This window comes from Amycolatopsis sp. NPDC059235 (assembly GCF_042754125.1).
Classification (GTDB): Bacteria; Actinomycetota; Actinomycetes; order Mycobacteriales; family Pseudonocardiaceae; genus Amycolatopsis; species Amycolatopsis albidoflava.
In genome coordinates, this window is record NZ_JBHZAG010000050.1 from 1 (window position 1) to 15,351 (window position 15,351).

14 protein-coding genes are annotated in these 15,351 nt (G+C 67.8%); 6 read left to right on the forward strand and 8 right to left on the reverse strand.

Annotated features, from left to right (window positions below):
• Positions 1-276: 276 nt before the first annotated feature.
• A complete protein-coding gene (locus ACFXI3_RS28015; RefSeq protein WP_344270092.1) occupies positions 277-429 on the reverse strand; it encodes a hypothetical protein in 153 nt (50 codons plus the stop codon).
• Between the two features lie 83 nt (positions 430-512).
• On the opposite strand from ACFXI3_RS28015, the gene ACFXI3_RS28020 reads away from it, so the two are divergent.
• Positions 513-992, forward strand: a complete 480-nt coding sequence (locus ACFXI3_RS28020; RefSeq protein WP_378403443.1) for a GNAT family N-acetyltransferase — start codon at positions 513-515, stop codon at positions 990-992.
• Here ACFXI3_RS28020 and ACFXI3_RS28025 read toward each other — a convergent pair.
• The 5 genes from ACFXI3_RS28025 to ACFXI3_RS28045 form a co-directional block, all read right to left on the reverse strand.
• The gene (locus ACFXI3_RS28025) at positions 985-1,476 is read right to left on the reverse strand and encodes an MmpS family transport accessory protein (protein WP_378403445.1); all 492 of its coding nucleotides are present in this window, start codon (positions 1,474-1,476) and stop codon (positions 985-987) included. The two genes, ACFXI3_RS28020 and ACFXI3_RS28025, sit on opposite strands and share 8 nt — an antisense overlap.
• Positions 1,477-1,546: 70 nt before the next feature.
• Positions 1,547-1,780: a hypothetical protein gene (locus ACFXI3_RS28030; RefSeq protein ID WP_377873167.1), complete on the reverse strand. Its 234-nt coding sequence runs from the start codon at positions 1,778-1,780 to the stop codon at positions 1,547-1,549.
• Positions 1,781-1,798: 18 nt separating this feature from the next.
• A complete protein-coding gene (locus ACFXI3_RS28035; protein ID WP_378403447.1) occupies positions 1,799-2,257 on the reverse strand; it encodes a hypothetical protein in 459 nt (152 codons plus the stop codon).
• Positions 2,258-2,289: 32 nt separating this feature from the next.
• On the reverse strand, positions 2,290-4,050 hold the full coding sequence (locus ACFXI3_RS28040; RefSeq protein WP_378403449.1) for a hypothetical protein: 1,761 nt from the start codon (positions 4,048-4,050) through the stop codon (positions 2,290-2,292).
• A gap of 61 nt (positions 4,051-4,111) precedes the next feature.
• Positions 4,112-5,974 carry a hypothetical protein gene (locus tag ACFXI3_RS28045; RefSeq protein ID WP_378403451.1) on the reverse strand — a complete coding sequence of 621 codons (1,863 nt, stop codon included), beginning with the start codon at positions 5,972-5,974 and terminating at the stop codon, positions 4,112-4,114.
• Between the two features lie 630 nt (positions 5,975-6,604).
• Here ACFXI3_RS28045 and ACFXI3_RS28050 point away from each other — a divergent pair.
• The 5 genes from ACFXI3_RS28050 to ACFXI3_RS28070 all read left to right on the forward strand — a co-directional run bounded on the left by ACFXI3_RS28050 (position 6,605) and on the right by ACFXI3_RS28070 (position 10,505).
• Complete coding sequence (locus tag ACFXI3_RS28050; RefSeq protein ID WP_378403453.1) at positions 6,605-7,186, forward strand: YbaB/EbfC family nucleoid-associated protein; 582 nt, start codon at positions 6,605-6,607, stop codon at positions 7,184-7,186.
• Complete coding sequence (locus tag ACFXI3_RS28055; protein ID WP_344270069.1) at positions 7,183-7,518, forward strand: type VII secretion target; 336 nt, start codon at positions 7,183-7,185, stop codon at positions 7,516-7,518. The genes ACFXI3_RS28050 and ACFXI3_RS28055 overlap by 4 nt, the downstream gene beginning before the upstream one ends.
• Before the next feature lie 13 nt (positions 7,519-7,531).
• On the forward strand, positions 7,532-8,689 hold the full coding sequence (locus ACFXI3_RS28060) for a hypothetical protein (RefSeq protein ID WP_378403455.1): 1,158 nt from the start codon (positions 7,532-7,534) through the stop codon (positions 8,687-8,689).
• Between the two features lie 4 nt (positions 8,690-8,693).
• On the forward strand, positions 8,694-10,199 hold the full coding sequence (locus ACFXI3_RS28065) for a hypothetical protein (protein WP_344270064.1): 1,506 nt from the start codon (positions 8,694-8,696) through the stop codon (positions 10,197-10,199).
• A gap of 144 nt (positions 10,200-10,343) precedes the next feature.
• Positions 10,344-10,505 carry a hypothetical protein gene (locus ACFXI3_RS28070; protein ID WP_378403534.1) on the forward strand — a complete coding sequence of 54 codons (162 nt, stop codon included), beginning with the start codon at positions 10,344-10,346 and terminating at the stop codon, positions 10,503-10,505.
• 129 nt (positions 10,506-10,634) lie between these two features.
• Here ACFXI3_RS28070 and ACFXI3_RS28075 read toward each other — a convergent pair whose 3' ends face one another.
• Positions 10,635-11,273, reverse strand: coding sequence for a zinc ribbon domain-containing protein (locus tag ACFXI3_RS28075; protein ID WP_378403457.1), 639 nt, complete (start codon positions 11,271-11,273; stop codon positions 10,635-10,637).
• 129 nt (positions 11,274-11,402) lie between these two features.
• Positions 11,403-15,314, reverse strand: a complete 3,912-nt coding sequence (locus tag ACFXI3_RS28080) for a DNA-directed RNA polymerase subunit beta' (RefSeq protein ID WP_344270058.1) — start codon at positions 15,312-15,314, stop codon at positions 11,403-11,405.
• Between the last annotated feature and the right edge of the window lie 37 nt (positions 15,315-15,351).

Below are 15,351 nucleotides of genomic sequence, written 5' to 3' on the forward strand. Positions count from 1 at the left end.
CGTGAGGGGAACCCTGAGGGACTCTGATTCCCTCAGGGTTCCCCTCACGGACTTTCGGCATCGCGCGCCAAGCTCATCGGCGGCGAGGACCCTGCGCACGGAAGACGCGGCGGGACTCGCGGCGGCGTTAAGAACGCGAGAGAAATTCTTCGGCGGCAAGAAGAAGAGCCGCCGGATGTTCCACAATGGACTTCCGCCCCGGGGTGACAATCACCTCACCGGGGCGAGCCGCGAAACCCGGCCCGGCGGTGTGCACCCGCCGGGCCGGGCCGCGGGTCAGTCCTCGTCGGGCTTCGCGTGGTCGGGCTTGCCCGGGTTGGGGTCGCGCGACAGATCGATCAGCGGGTGCACTCCAGCCCCCTCCGGCGCGGCATGGCTGCCGCCGGTCTTCTTGTCCCCCGGCTGGTCGACCTTCTCGCTGCCGTCCATGTCGCCTCCTCGTTCGGTTCCCCTGCCGTTCTGCACGGTACCTGCCGGGGAAATCGGTGGACGGACTCCCCAAGATGAGGGACGTGGACTGGAAGATCAGCGAATTCCCGGCCGAACACCCCGACGCGACCGCGATCCTGCGCGAGTACATGGACGAACTGGCGTCGCGGTATCACGGCCGCCCGGCGACACCCGCCGAGGTGGACGCGGCACTGGCCGACGAGCCGAGCGACGGCCTCGTCGCGCCGACCGGAGCGTTCCTGGTGGCTTACCGCGAGGGGAAGCCGGCCGGTTGCGTCGGCGTCCGGATGGTCGAGCCCGGGCTGAGCGCGTTGACGAAGGTGTACGTACGCCCGGAACATCGCGGGCACGGCGGCGGCAAGCTGATCGTCGCGGCGGCCGAAGAGGCGGCCAAGCGGCTGGGCTCGGTCCGGATGCGGCTCGACACCCGGGACGATCTGGTCGAAGCACGCGCGCTGTACGCGTCGATGGGCTACGCGGAGGTCGAGGCGTTCAACGACGACCGGTACGCCGAGCACTGGTTCTCCAAGGACCTCAGCTGAGCCGTCCCGCGCAGCTGGCGACCTCGCCTCCGGAGGCTTTCGCGGACCGCGCCAGCACGCCGTTCACCGAGATCCGGCATTCGACCGCGTCGCTCGACTGGCCCATGAGCTGCACAGTCGGCGCGACGGCGGTCTTCGGCCAGGTCAGGGTCTTGCTCCAGGGCAACGGCACCGACAGCTCCTGGTGCACCAGGCCGAGGCCGTTGTCGTCGTAAACCACGGTGGCGGTGCCGGAGCCGGAGAGTTCGTAGGTGATCTGCCAGCTGGACGGAGCGGGCGCGACCGGCCCGGTGGAGGTCGTCGGGGCCAGGGTGCGGGTCACCGTGCGGTCTGGGGCGCGCTGCGGCACCTCGGTGGTCGGCGCGGTCACGGCGACCGGGGCGGGCGCGGGATCGTCGCCGGTGCCGAGGATCACTACGGTCGCGGCGACGGCGGCCACCGCGATGCCCGCGATCGCGAGCCGGCCGATCAGCTGTCTGTCCATGGTCCTCGTTCTTTCGGCGGGATCCGCCGGTGGTTCCCGGGGACGAGGGGAACCACCGGCGGAGGCGGGGTCAGCCGGGCAGGATCCGGCCGGGGACGCCGTTCAGCGACTGGATCAGGCCCAGCGCCGGGACGCCCAGCGGGGCGAACGTCCAGATGTTGTTCAGGTTCGACGTGTCCGGCTCGTCGACGACGGTGACACCGGGCTGGTCCTGCGTCGCGGCCAGCGCGGGCGCGGCGGCGCCGAGCACGGCGGCTCCGGCGAGCGCGGTGGCGGCGACAGCTCGGACGACGGTCTTTTTCATGGCTTTCTCCTTCTGTGCTCAGGAAACGGCGGTGATGGCGTTGAACACCGGCGCGAGAAGCTGGGCCGGGGCTTGGGTGGTCGGGCCGAGGAGGCTGCCCGCGTCGAGGCCGGGGACGACCCAGACCGACGGTCCGCCGCCGGTCGGTGCGCCGGGGACGCCGGGCAGGCCCGGGGTGGGCAGGTTCGGCACGGAAGGCAGCGAGGGCAGGCCGCCGGTCGGCAAGGACGGCAAGCCGCCAGTCGGCAGCGAGGGCAGGCCACCGGTCGGCAGGGACGGGAGACCGCCAGTCGGGAGCGAGGGCAAGCCGCCGGTCGGGAGGGACGGGAGGCCGCCAGTCGGCAACGAAGGCAGGCCAGCGGGCTGACCGGCGGCGGACGTCTCCGGGGTGGCGGCGTTGGCCACTCCCCCGGCGAATCCGGCGAACGCCCCGGCCGCGGCGAGCGGCAGCAGGATCCGGGCGGCAATGCGTTTCATCAGGGTTTTCCTTTCTTCGGGGAACTGGGGGCTCAGCGGAGCGCGCCGCTGATCGGGACGATGGTTCCGTCGGGGATCCACTGCCCGGCGTAGTCGCGCGCGGCCTGCATGCCGGGCGCGTGCGGTTCGTTGGGGTACATCGGCATCGCGTTGACCTGCGCGGCCGCGAACAGCTGCACCTCGCCGTTCACCGCTGTCCACTGTGGACCGAGCCAGGTCCGGAAACCGCCTAGCGACGGGCTTTCCCCGCCGAAGCTGTTGCCGACGGCCACCGCGTAGCTCACCGCGAGCTGGTCGCGCGGGTCGAAGCGCAGCGGCATGGCCGCGCTGGCCACGGTGTTCACGATGGGTCCGTTGAGCAGCCACGGCGCGAGGTACAGGCCGAACTGGTGGGTCGGTTTGAGCCGCTGCGATTCGGCGGCGCGGCTCATCGCGAGGTACCCGTCGCTCCAGCCGGAGACGACCACCAGCGCGGTGTCCGCCGCCGCGTCCGGGCGCACCGGCAGACCGACGCGGGAAGCGGTCTCACGAACGAGCTGCGCGGCCTGCACCCCGCGCGGCGACTTGTCCTCGACCAGCGTGATCGCCGACGGCTTTCGCGAGGCGAGGAACTCGACCAGCTTCACCAGCGAACCGCGGTCCTCCGGCGACAACGCCTCTGCCGGACAGCTGGTGAGCACCTCGCGTTTCTGCGCCACCAGACCGCCGAGTGCGGCTTCCGCGCATTCCGGCGCGTCGGCGTCCGGCACCGCCGGGCCCGCTTCGGTACCCGCGTCGACGTCGACCGTGGTGGTCGCGTCGCCCTTGCGGACCACGAGAGTGCTGCGTCCGGCCGGAAGTTCGACCTCGGCCCAGCTGCCTTCGGCACCGGGACGCGCCGCCGCAGTGGTCACGATTCCGCCCTCGACGCCGGCGGACAGGTCCGTGCCCGCGCTCGAAGGGAAGTGCACGAGATTGCGCCCGGGCCGGTGCGGGCTGACCAGCACCGGCACAGTCGCACCACCGACTGCCGCGTCCGTCAGCACCGGCACACCGGGCACCGGCAGCGGAGCTGGCTGCGGCACCGCGGCAAGCGCGCTCCACGCGACGAAACCGAGTGCGACACCAGCGACGCCGTAGCGGTAGCCGCGAAGAGAAGCATTGCGAGACAACAAGATCGCCGATATGACGGTGACCGCTGCAGGCAGCAGGACCACCACGATCAGCGAGAGGCCGAAGAGCGTTTCGTACAGCCGTCGGTCGAAGGCGACCCCGGAGACGCCGAGTTGCACGACGCCCGCGAGCGTCAGCAGTCCGGCGAGGCTGACCGAAAGCGGACCGACGCGCAACGGCGTCGATCGCCACTCCTCAACCGGCACCCAAGCCGACAGCAGCGTCACGCCGAACCACAGCGCGGCCGCTGCGACGTACACGGTGTCGATGGCGAAGGAGATTCCCGAGCCATCAACGGAAGTTTCCAGCACCACGAGCACGACCAGCGCGAGCGAAGCCCAACGACCCGCTGAGGGCCACCGCAGCAGCACCGGCACCGCCAGCGCGAGCACGACGTGGACGATCAGCGCGACAAGATTGACGTCGACCGTCGCCGCCGACACCGCGGCCAGCACCGCCGAACCGACGCCCAGCACGCCGGTGGTGAGCCACAGCTTGCGCGGCAGCGGACCGACGAGCGGGCGCAGAATCCCGGTACCGGCGAGGAAAGCCGTCGCCAGCAGCAATATCAGCCGCAGCACCAGCGCGGCACTGTCCACACCGGACGATCCGGTGGCGACCGGAGTGACGTGGTGATCCATGGAGACCTTCCGGGGAGAAGATCCCGGCGCGCGGACGGGGCGCCCGCGCGCCGGGGAGGAGTTACTTCACGTTCTGGTCGGCGACCACGAACAGCTCGGAGTGCGGCTTGGCGTTGCCGAAGTCCCCGTGCGGCCACGACTTCCGGTTGAAGTTGAGGCCGACCTGCCCGGTGAACTCGTCGCGGAAGTTCTGATCGACCGCGAGCTTCCCGTCCGGCGACAGGTTCAGCAGGTTGACCTTGTGGTCACCGTCCAAACCGGACCGGGCGACGAAGTAGTTCGACACCGCGATGTGCTGCGGCTGCTCGGTTTCGTGGTAGAGACCGTCCTGGCCGAGCGCGAAGTTGTCGTACGCGCCCCAGTGCGGGCCCGCCCCGGGCACGCCCGGGTTGATCGGCGCGGAGCCGACGACGGTCGGCAGGTCTCCCCCGCCGCCCTGCTGCGCCTTTTCCTTTGTGTCGACGCGGCCCTTGATGTCCTCGACCTTGTCGCCGGCCGCGACCAGCTTCTGGATGTCGAGCACGTACACGCCGCCGGTGGTGCCGGGGTCGTCCGGGCCGAGCGCGCCCTTCTGCCTGCCCTGCACCGCGTGGTACAGGAACCGGTCGTCCGGGCTGGTCTGCAGCCAGCCGCCGTTGGAGCTGGCGCCGTTCGAGTCGTTCTGCGAGTAGATCGGCTTGCCCGCGGTGCCGTCGTCGAACACCTCGATCCAGTGCGGATCCTTCGCCGTGATGTCCGGCGTGTAGAAGATCGCGCCGCCCTGCATGGTTTCGGCGAACGCGCCCTTGTGGCCGGGCTTGTTCGTCACCGTGGTCTCCATGACCGCGCGGCTTTCCGAGTGCAGCGGGTCCGCCGGGTTCGCCCGCGGACCGTCTTGCAGGTAGGACACCGCCTTCAGCTTCGGGTGATTGCGGTCGGAGATGTCCCAGGTGCGGATCGTCGGACGGCGCAGATACGGCGACGGCTGCTTCACCGGGTCGAGAATGATGTTGCGCGGTTCGGCGTAGTCACTGGTGACGAGGGTGTTGAGATCCTCGCGCGCCTGGACGCCGTGCGGGTTCGCGCAGGACGGTTTGCCCAGCTGCGGCAGGTTGTCGCACAGCTTCGCGTTGTCGCCCTGCGGGGTCGCCGCCGGATTCTGCGACAGCACCTGCGCGTTCTGGTCGAAGTGCACGACCTCGCCCGGACTGCCGGCGAAACCGTTGCCGATCTGCGTGGAACCGTCCTGGTACGCGTACGGACCGGGCACGACCGGACCGCCCATGTACGTGCCGTACGCGGTGCCGTCCTTCAACACCCAGTACGCGTCGGGCACGGACCCGCCGAGCGTCTGCGTCGGCAGGCTGATGCCCTTGAGCTTCAACTGGGGCAACGCACTGACGTCGAACGCGTACGTCGCCGCGGCGAACAACGCGCCGGCGTAGATCGTGTCGCCCTTGTGCCACACGTACTGCATGTGGTGCGGCTCGTTCTCGACGAGCGGCCCGACGGTCGCGGTGTTCACCACCTTGCCGTACGTCGGCGAGCCCTGCGTCGCGTCGATCACCGCGAGGAAATCGGGTCCAGGCAAGGCATTCTTGACCTTGCCGAGGCCGCCGCCGAGCGAACCCGGCAGGTTTTTGACGTCCTTCACCGCGGTGTCGGCGATGTTCTCGTCGCCCGCCCAGACCAGCAGCCACTTCTTCGGCGTGCCGTCGGCGGAACGCGCCTGCGCGGCAAGGTCTTTGCTCACCAGGTGGTTCTGCACCCAGTACTGCTTGCCGTCGGACGCGGTTTTGGCGTCGGTGACCACTTGGACGTCGGCGTAAGCGCTGGTGCTGGACCCGGTGTAGGTCACCGCACCGATCGCGAGCGCGACCGCGCCGGCGACGGTCAGCGCTTTCCGCCATCGGGGCGGGGCGCCCGAGGAGGAGCTGAATCGCATTGTGTCTCCCTGTTTGTGTTCCCGTGAAGCGCCCGCGAAGGCACTTCTTTCCCCGTTCCGAGGGCAGCACGAAACCCGCGCGAAACCCACGCCGAACAGAGAAAGCGTTCATCCCCTCGGGTCAGAGAAACCCGTTGCGGGGCAAGAGAAATCAGCCAGCCGGAAGCGGCCGGGAGAAAAGGTCAGGAATCCCTACACAGCGCGCTGGCCTGCTGGCGCAGATCCACGTGCAGACGCCACACCAGGGCAACCGGAAAGGACATGCGCGAAATACTCTGGCGAACCGCACGCACTGTCAATGCGGTGATCAATCGTGGGAACGTCGACCGAAGGGGTGAATATCCCACGAACTGGGCCGAGTTGCCCGCCCCTCGCTCCGCGCCCGCCCCGAGCGGCGGCGCTGACCTGCGATGCTCCGTTCGGCCCACAGTATGTTCGGCGATTCGGCGTCCGGGGAGGGACTGTTCGCCCGATATGTTCGTTACCTTTTCGTGACCGATCGCCGGGAACTTTCGCCCCGGCCCCGCGATGAATCACCCATGCCGGATTCGCTGACCCTGCGGCGCGAACCTGACAGAAGCGGCATAATCCGCACATCACGTGACGGACCAGGGGAAGGGGTGACCGCCGGTGTCGGCAGAGATGGAACGACTCGTCGCGGAGTTCGACAAGTTCCAGACGAAGCTCAAGCAGGCCGAAGCGCAGTTCGCGAAAGTCGGCGACATGCAGGAGGAGCTAAACGCGCTCGAGGCCGAAGTGATGTCGCCGGATCGAGCGGTCACCGTCGTCGCGGGCCCGAGCGGATCGATCAAAGACCTCCGGCTCACCCCGGACGCGCTCCGGCAACAACCCGACCAGTTGGCGACCTCGATCCTGGCGACCCTGCACCAGGCCGTCGCCGAATCCGCTCGCAAGCAGGCCGGGATCGTCGACGAGCACGTGGGCACGGCCTTCGGGTTGAACGTGTCCGATCAGGTCCTGGAAGCTCAGGCAGCCGGTTTGGGAACCACTGTCGAAGAACTGGAGTCCAATCTGCCGGAGGAGCAGCCGCGGCAGGCAGCACCGGCCCGGGACGACGAGGACTTCGCGAACAACGATCTGCTTCGCGACGACAACCGGGCGACTCCGGCGCCTCCGCCGGCGCCGCCCTCGGCTTCGGCGGGCGACCAGTTCCTCAAGAACTTGTTCGACGACGAAGAGGGGCACCGATGAGCCCGACGAACGGCGGCCACAAGGTCGACACCGCCGCGATCACGAAGTACGCCACCGGCCTCGATCACTACACGGGAGAAGCGGCCAAGTTCGGCGACCTCGTGAACCAGGCCGACGTCACCGACCGGTCGTGGGGATTGATCGGGCTGGCGGTCAAGCAGACCTATACGAGCAAGCTCGACGAGCTCAAGCAGTTGCTGGAGCTGATGAAGACCGGGGTCGGCGCGTTCCAGGGCAAGCTCAATCAGGCCGCGAGCATCTACGACGGCCATGAAAAGGACACCGTGATGACCTTCGGCAAGTTCAAGGCCGACATCGACGGACCGCTCTGAGCAAGGGGGAAGCATGGGGCAGGACAGCGTCGCCGACGGCGTCAAGAACAACCTCAAAGGCTACGACGACAGCTTCTTGAAGAATGTCGGCGACACCGTCAAGAAGGCACCGGTCGTCGGCAAGGGCGCCGAAACCATCGAGAACGCCTACAAGAAGTTCGGCTCCGCGAAGGACGTCGGCGATGTCGCCGCGGCGAGCGGGCAGTTGTTGCAGGACGGCGCGGGCTTCGTGGCAGGCGCGACCTTGGACATGGCCAGCTTCGCGCTCGACCCGGTGGGCTGGCTGGTCAGCAACGGCCTCAACATGCTCCTCGAGCTGATTCAGCCTCTCCAGGACGGGCTGCACATGGTGACCGGGGACGGCCCCGCGCTCAAGACGGCCTCCGGCAACTTTGTCACGATCGGCAAGGGCTTCGTCACCCTGGCCGAGGAGTTCGTCCAGGTCGGGGACGAAGCGCTCAAGGATTGGGAAGGCGAGGGAGGCGAGGCGGCCAAGAAGGCGCTGGCCGAGTTCGCACAGGGCATCGAAGGCATCGGCTCCGCTGCCGGCGCGGTCGCCGACACGCTGCAGATGTGGTCGATGGTCATGACCGTCATCGAAGAGGTCATCAAGGCCATCATTTCGGAGCTGGTCAGCTGGCTCATCTACATCTGGCTGCCGGCACTGGCCGCTTCGATCGTGAGCCTCGGCTCGTCGGTCGCGGGGGCGATGGCGGCATCAGTCGCGAAGGCGGCGAGCGCACTCGGCAAAATCACCAAGCATCTTGGCAGGCTCGGCAAGCTGCTCGACAAGTTCATGGGCTTCCTGATGAAGTGGAGCGACGATCTGGTCAAGCAGGGTTCGAAGCTCACGAAGGCGGGCAAGGTCGGCATGACTCCCGGCGAGGAGAAGGCGATCACCGGCGCACTGGCCAAGGGCCTGAACGCACAGGGTGCCGCCTACGGGCAGGCGGCGAAAGACGTGTTCACGAGCGTGCCGCGCAAGCTCTTCGACGAAACCGTCAAGGAGACGACCGGGATCACCCCCGGCGACCTGTCGAAGGGCTCGGCGTACACCGGCAAGGCCGCCTACAAGGGGGCGAACAAGACGATCGACAATCTCAAGCGCGAGCATCCCGGGAACGGCCAAAGCTCCGAAGAAACCCGCGAAGATCTCGACATGGGCCAGTAAGCGGATGGCGGATCTGCTCGGTCCCTGGCTCATCGTCGGTGGTTACGCGCTCTCCTTCGGCCTGCTGTGGCTCGCGAACTGGCTCGAGGCACGCCGTTCGGCCAGTGCCGCGGTCTGTTATGCGCTCTCCGGGATCGCGTTTTCGCTGACGAGCCTCTACTGGCTGTCAGCCGGCACGGCCAGTTCGGTTCCGCTGTTCGGATGGATCGCCTTCCCGCTCGTCGTCACCGCGTTGATCTCGTGGCGGGGCTGGCATCAACGAAGCTGGATCAAACGTCTCGATTCGGCTGGGGAACCGACCTTTGGTTTCCTGCCGCACAGCGGCCGCGCGGTGGCACTCGACCATCCCGATCCCTGGCCTCGGCGAACCACTGTCGAGTTCACGCACCAAGGCCACCGGCTGCTCGGCATGGAGTACTCGACCCAATCGCCTATCCGGAACGAGACGTTCGAACAACTCGGAAGAGTGTCCGAAGAGCTCGATTCGATCAACGCGGTCGTCGAACTGCGCGTTCCTGAGGTGCCCGCTCTCACGATCTCGCCGAACACGCAGGCGTTCGAGCCGGACTTCTTCACCCCGCTGGAGGACGCCCGGATCGTCCGCAACCAGTTCGGCTGGCTACGGCCGGATACGACACTGCACAGTTTCGAGGTCGACCCCGAGTTCGACCGCCGGTTCTCCGTCTATACGTCGGACCCGGAGTTCGCGGCAGCGGTGCTCACCGGCGAATGCCGCGAAATGATCATGAATGACCTGTGGTTCCGCGTCCACCAAGTGGCGTTCTACGGAACGGCTTTATGGACCACGGACACCGGCGGCCTCACCGAGGACCGGATGTTCGGCAACTCCCGCCGCCTCGCGATGCTGGCGGCCGCCGTTTCGGCGCCGGTGTGGGAAGTATGGGGTGGGGACCGGGACTTTCACGACGTCGTCACCCAGTCCGACACGAGTTACGACGCCTGGTTCGGCAAGCGCGGCGGCTTCATCCGCACGCCGGTGAACCGCCGCCGCGAAGCCGCCGACCGGCAGCCGGTGACGTCGATCTCGCTGACCATGCGGTCGTTGCTCGCGCTCGGTCTGCTGGCCATCGGAATCGGTCCTGCGGTCAACGCATCAGCAGCGATGACCGGGCTGGCCTCCCACGCCCAGCTCACGGTCACCACGATGAGCGAGGGCGGCACCCAGCATTGCTTCAGCGCCGCCGGCAATTACCGCTGCATCACCGACCAGCCCAGCGTGCGGGGGACGGTCAGCCAGGACGGCGCCACTCGGCAGATCACCGTCGGATGGGTCGGTGAACTGCCCAGGAGGGGCGACACAGTCGAGGTCTCGTTGGGACCGTTGTGGGGAGACATCGCCTACCAGGCTGACTGGCCGTCGTCCGCCTCGATCGATTTGCTGATGGCCTTGGTCTGGCTCATCCCGGGCCTGTACCTCGCAAAGCGCACGTACCTGCCCCGCCCGCCCCGGCGGGTCCGCAAGATGCGCAAGACTCTCGCAACTGTTTAGCCACCAACGCGAAAGCCCTCGCCGGGAGTCCCGACGGGGGCTTCTCGCTCAGCTACGCGAGGTTAAGCAGAAGTCGCGACCGAAGTCGTAGTCGTCCAGCGGAACCGCGGCAGCGATGCCCGAACCGAACACGTCCGGGATGCAATGGTCTCCTGGAACGAGGCCGCCGACAGCCACGAGTCCGTGGTCAGCGACGTCTCCGTGCTAACGAGGCTGGCTCCGCAGGTGCAAGCAACGGCTACCCGGGTCAGCGAGGGCGGTACCCGGCATTGCGTGACCACCAGCGGCGACCTGTCCCCGCACTGAGGATCAAGCCAAGATCGAGGTACCTGCGAGCAGGACGGCAGCACCCGCGAGATCACCGCTGACTGGAACAAGAGCGAGCTTCCCGCCCCAGGTGAAGAAGCGGCGCGAAGCCCTCGCCAAGGTCTGGCCTCAGAGCCGGTGTCCGCAATCCGCGCAGAACACCGCACCCGCCTTGGATTCCTTCCCGCACTCTCCACAATGGACAGTCGGGGCCAGTGAACTCCCGCACCCCGTGCAGAACTTGCCGCCGGCCACCTTCAGGCCGCAGTCCGGGCAGGTGAGTTTCGCGCGGGTGCCCAGATCCAGGTCCTTGGTCCAGTTCTTCTCGCGCGCCTTTTCCCAGATCTGGTCCCGCTGCGCCGCCGCCTGTGCGCGCGAGATCTCCTCCGCCACGATCGGCGAACAACGCAGGCACTGGCCGATTTCCTCGTTCCAGCACTGATCCGCGCACATCCAGTCGCTGCAGCCGCGGCACTGGCGGAAGCGCGGCGTGATCTCCTCGACCGCCGCCGTCAGCGCGCGGTCCTTCGCCGGCGAGTTCGTCGCGCGGTCGTATTTCCACTGGTCCGCGGAGCTGCTCAGCTGCTGCAGCGTCCCGCCGAAGAACGAGCCCACCGCGCGCAGCATGCTGCGCCCGGTCTCCATCGTGTCCCGCTGGAACGCGGAGCGGTACCCGTTTCCGCAGCGCTCGCAGTGGAACTCGAACTGGTAGCCCTGGGCATTGGAGAGATCCGAGAAGTTGTCCGTGAACGGCACGACATCAGCCACGCGCGCGAATTTAAGGCAGCCGGAGGAAACCCACGACCGTACAAGTACCGTCTCCGGACCCGCTACGCAGCGCGACGAAAAAGCCCCCGGTCACGAGGACCGGGGGCTTTTCGTTCAGCTACGCGAGGTTCAGCGGAAGTCGCGACCGAAGTCGTAGTCGTCCAGCGGAACCGCGGCGCCGGTGCCCGAACCGAACACGTCCGGGGTGTAGTAACCGTCGTCGTAGGACGGGATCGCGTACGCCGCGACCCGCGCCTCTTCGGTCGGCTGCACCTGGATGTTCCGGTACTTGTTGATGCCCGTACCGGCCGGGATGAGCTTACCGATGATGACGTTCTCCTTGAGGCCGACGAGCTTGTCCGAGCGGCCGTTGATGGCCGCGTCGGTCAGGACTCGCGTGGTCTCCTGGAACGAAGCCGCCGACAGCCACGAGTCCGTGGTCAGCGACGCCTTCGTGATGCCCATCAGCACCGGACGTCCCGAAGCCGGCTCGCCGCCCTCGGCGACCGCGGCCCGGTTCGTCGCCTCGAACTTCGTCCGCTCGGGCAGTTCGCCCGGCAGGAAGTCCGTGGCGCCGGAGTCGATGATCGTCACGCGGCGCAGCATCTGCCGCACGATGACCTCGATGTGCTTGTCGTGGATCGACACACCCTGCGCCCGGTACACCTTCTGGACCTCGTCCGTGAGGTGCATCTGCGCTTCGCGCGGGCCCATGACGCGCAGGACCTCGTGCGGGTCCGGCGTGCCCTCGAGCAGCTGCTGGCCGACGTTGACGTGGTCGCCGTCGCCCAGCGGGCCGTTCGGGGTGTTCGCGAGCCGCTGCCGCTTGGACAGCTTGTCGAAGACGATCTCCTCCGACCCGTCGTCCGGGATCAGGGTGATCTTCCAGAACCGCTCGCTCTCCTCGATCCGCACGCGGCCGTCGACGTCCGCGATCGGAGCCTTGCCCTTCGGCACGCGAGCCTCGAAAAGCTCGGTGACACGGGGCAGACCGGTCGTGATGTCGTCACCGGCGACACCACCCTGGTGGAAGGTACGCATCGTCAGCTGCGTGCCCGGCTCACCGATCGACTGGGCGGCGACAATGCCGACCGCCTCGCCGACGTCGACGAGCTCGCCCGTCGCCATCGAACGGCCGTAGCAGGTCGCGCACACACCGACGGCCGACTCGCAGGTCAGCACCGAGCGGACCTTCACCTTGGTGATGCCGCTGGAGATCAGCTTGTCCAGCGCCGGGTCGCCGATGTCGTCGCCCGCGTTCAGCACGACGTTGCCCTTGGCGTCCACCGCGTCCGTCGCGAGGTTCCGCGCGTACACCGAGGTCTCGACGTGCTGGTCGCGCACGACCTTGCCGTCGCCGAGGTCCTCGCCGATCGGCATCATGATGCCGCGCGTGGTGCCGCAGTCGACCTCGCGGACGATGACGTCCTGCGAAACGTCCACCAGACGACGGGTCAGGTAACCCGAGTCGGCGGTACGCAGCGCCGTGTCCGCCAGACCCTTCCGGGCACCGTGCGTGGCGATGAAGTACTCCGCCACCGACAGGCCTTCACGGAAGTTCGCCTTGATCGGGCGCGGGATGTACTCACCCTTCGGGTTCGACACCAGACCACGCATACCGGCCAGCGAACGGACCTGCGTCATGTTACCGGCGGCGCCCGACTTCACGATCATGGCGATCGGGTTGTCGTCCGGCAGCGCCGTCTCCATGATCTTGTGGACCTCTTCGGTCGCCTGCGTCCACACCTTGACGAGCTCGTTGTTGCGCTCGGCGTGGGACAGCTGACCGCGCTGGTAGCGCTTCTCGACCTGGTCGGCCTTGCCCTCGTACTCGTCGAGAATGGCCTTCTTGCCGACCGGGGTCAGCACGTCCGAGATCGCGACCGTGACGCCCGAGCGGGTCGCCCAGTAGAAACCGGCGTCCTTGAGCTTGTCCAGCGTCTGCGCGACCTGCGTCATCGAGTACCGCTCGGCGAGGTCGTTCACGATGGCCGCCTGCCGCTTCTTCGGCATCGGCTCGTTGATGAACGGGTAGTCCGCCGGCAGCAGGTCGTTGAACAGCACGCGGCCCAGCGTCGTCTCGGCCAGCCACGCCTTGCCCGGCTCCCAGCCCGCCTCCGCGAGACGCGCCTCGTCGGCCTTCGCCGGCTGCCGGTCGGTGACGCGGATCTTGACCGGGGCGTGCAGGCTCAGCGCCTTGCGGTCGAACGCCATGATCGCCTCGGCGGGCGAGGAGTACGCGTTGCCCGCGCCCTCGGCGTTCTCGTTCAGCCGGGTCAGGTGGAACAGACCGGTGACCATGTCCAGCCGCGGCATGGCGAGCGGACGGCCCGAGGCCGGCGACAGGATGTTGTTCGCCGACAGCATCAGGATCCGGGCCTCGGCCTGCGCCTCGGCCGACAGCGGCAGGTGCACCGCCATCTGGTCGCCGTCGAAGTCCGCGTTGAACGCTTCGCAAACCAGCGGGTGCAGCTGGATGGCCTTGCCCTCGACCAGCTGCGGTTCGAAGGCCTGGATGCCCAGCCGGTGCAGGGTCGGCGCACGGTTCAGCATCACCGGGTGGCCGGTGATGACCTCTTCGAGCACGTCCCACACCTGCGGCCGCGAGCGCTCCACCATCCGCTTGGCGGACTTGATGTTCTGCGCGTGGTTCAGGTCGACCAGCCGCTTCATGACGAACGGCTTGAACAGCTCGAGCGCCATGTCCTTCGGCAGACCGCACTGGTGCAGCTTCAGCTGCGGGCCGACGATGATGACCGAACGGCCCGAGTAGTCGACACGCTTGCCCAGCAGGTTCTGACGGAACCGGCCCTGCTTGCCCTTGAGCAAGTCGGACAGCGACTTCAGCGGCCGGTTGCCCGGGCCGGTGACCGGACGCCCGCGGCGGCCGTTGTCGAACAGCGCGTCGACGGCCTCCTGCAGCATCCGCTTCTCGTTGTTGACGATGATCTCGGGCGCGCCGAGGTCGATCAGCCGCTTCAACCGGTTGTTGCGGTTGATCACGCGGCGGTACAGGTCGTTCAGGTCCGACGTGGCGAAGCGGCCACCGTCGAGCTGCACCATCGGGCGCAGGTCCGGCGGGATGACCGGGACGGCGTCGAGCACCATGCCGCGCGGGTCGTTGCCGGTCGCCTGGAACGCGGCGACGACCTTGAGCCGCTTCAGCGCGCGGAGCTTCTTCTGCCCCTTGCCGTTGCGGATGGTGTCGCGCAGGCTGTCGGCCTCCGCGGCGACGTCGAACTCGGTCGCCAGCTTCTGGATCGCCTCGGCGCCCATGCCGCCGGTGAAGTACTCGCCGTACCGGTCGATCAGCTCGCGGTAGAGCAGCTCGTCGGCGATCAGCTGACGCGGCTCGAGCTTCGTGAAGGTCGTCCAGACCTCCTCGAGGCGGTCCAGCTCGCGGCCGGCGCGGTCGCGCAGCTGGCGCATCTCGCGCTCGCCGCCCTCCTTGACCTTGCGGCGCACGTCGGACTTCGCGCCCTCCGCCTCCAGCTCGGCCAGGTCGGCTTCCAGCTTCTGCGCGCGGGCCTCGATGTCGGAGTCGCGCTTCGTCTCGAGGTTCTTGCGCTCGACGCCGATCTCGTTCTCGAGGGTCGGCAGGTCGTTGTGCCGCAGCTCGGTGTTCACGCCGGTGATGACGTAAGCCGCGAAGTAGATGATCTTCTCGAGGTCCTTGGGCGCCAGGTCCAGCAGGTAGCCCAAGCGCGACGGAACGCCCTTGAAGTACCAGATGTGGGTGACCGGCGCGGCCAGCTCGATGTGGCCCATCCGCTCACGGCGCACCTTGGCGCGAGTGACCTCGACGCCGCAGCGCTCGCAGATGATGCCCTTGAACCGGACGCGCTTGTACTTGCCGCAGTAGCACTCCCAGTCCCGGGTCGGACCGAAGATCTTCTCGCAGAAGAGCCCGTCCTTCTCCGGCTTGAGGGTCCGGTAGTTGATGGTCTCCGGCTTCTTGACCTCGCCGAAGGACCACTGACGGATGTCGTCGGCGGTGGCGAGGCCAATCCGGAGCTCATCGAAAAAGTTGACGTCCAGCACGTCTAGATCCCCTTGGGGTTGATTCGGCTAGAGGAGG

What these genes read in the sequence shown, in the direction of transcription:
- ACFXI3_RS28015 (WP_344270092.1), bottom strand. Translation starts at nt 429, where the DNA reads ATGGACGGCAGCGAGAAGGTCGACCAGCCGGGGGACAAGAAGACCGGC.
- ACFXI3_RS28025 (WP_378403445.1), bottom strand. Translation starts at nt 1,476, where the DNA reads ATGGACAGACAGCTGATCGGCCGGCTCGCGATCGCGGGCATCGCGGTG.
- ACFXI3_RS28030 (WP_377873167.1), bottom strand. Translation starts at nt 1,780, where the DNA reads ATGAAAAAGACCGTCGTCCGAGCTGTCGCCGCCACCGCGCTCGCCGGA.
- ACFXI3_RS28035 (WP_378403447.1), bottom strand. Translation starts at nt 2,257, where the DNA reads ATGAAACGCATTGCCGCCCGGATCCTGCTGCCGCTCGCCGCGGCCGGG.
- ACFXI3_RS28040 (WP_378403449.1), bottom strand. Translation starts at nt 4,050, where the DNA reads ATGGATCACCACGTCACTCCGGTCGCCACCGGATCGTCCGGTGTGGAC.
- ACFXI3_RS28045 (WP_378403451.1), bottom strand. Translation starts at nt 5,974, where the DNA reads ATGCGATTCAGCTCCTCCTCGGGCGCCCCGCCCCGATGGCGGAAAGCG.
- ACFXI3_RS28055 (WP_344270069.1), top strand. Translation starts at nt 7,183, where the DNA reads ATGAGCCCGACGAACGGCGGCCACAAGGTCGACACCGCCGCGATCACG.
- ACFXI3_RS28060 (WP_378403455.1), top strand. Translation starts at nt 7,532, where the DNA reads ATGGGGCAGGACAGCGTCGCCGACGGCGTCAAGAACAACCTCAAAGGC.
- ACFXI3_RS28065 (WP_344270064.1), top strand. Translation starts at nt 8,694, where the DNA reads ATGGCGGATCTGCTCGGTCCCTGGCTCATCGTCGGTGGTTACGCGCTC.
- ACFXI3_RS28070 (WP_378403534.1), top strand. Translation starts at nt 10,344, where the DNA reads ATGGTCTCCTGGAACGAGGCCGCCGACAGCCACGAGTCCGTGGTCAGC.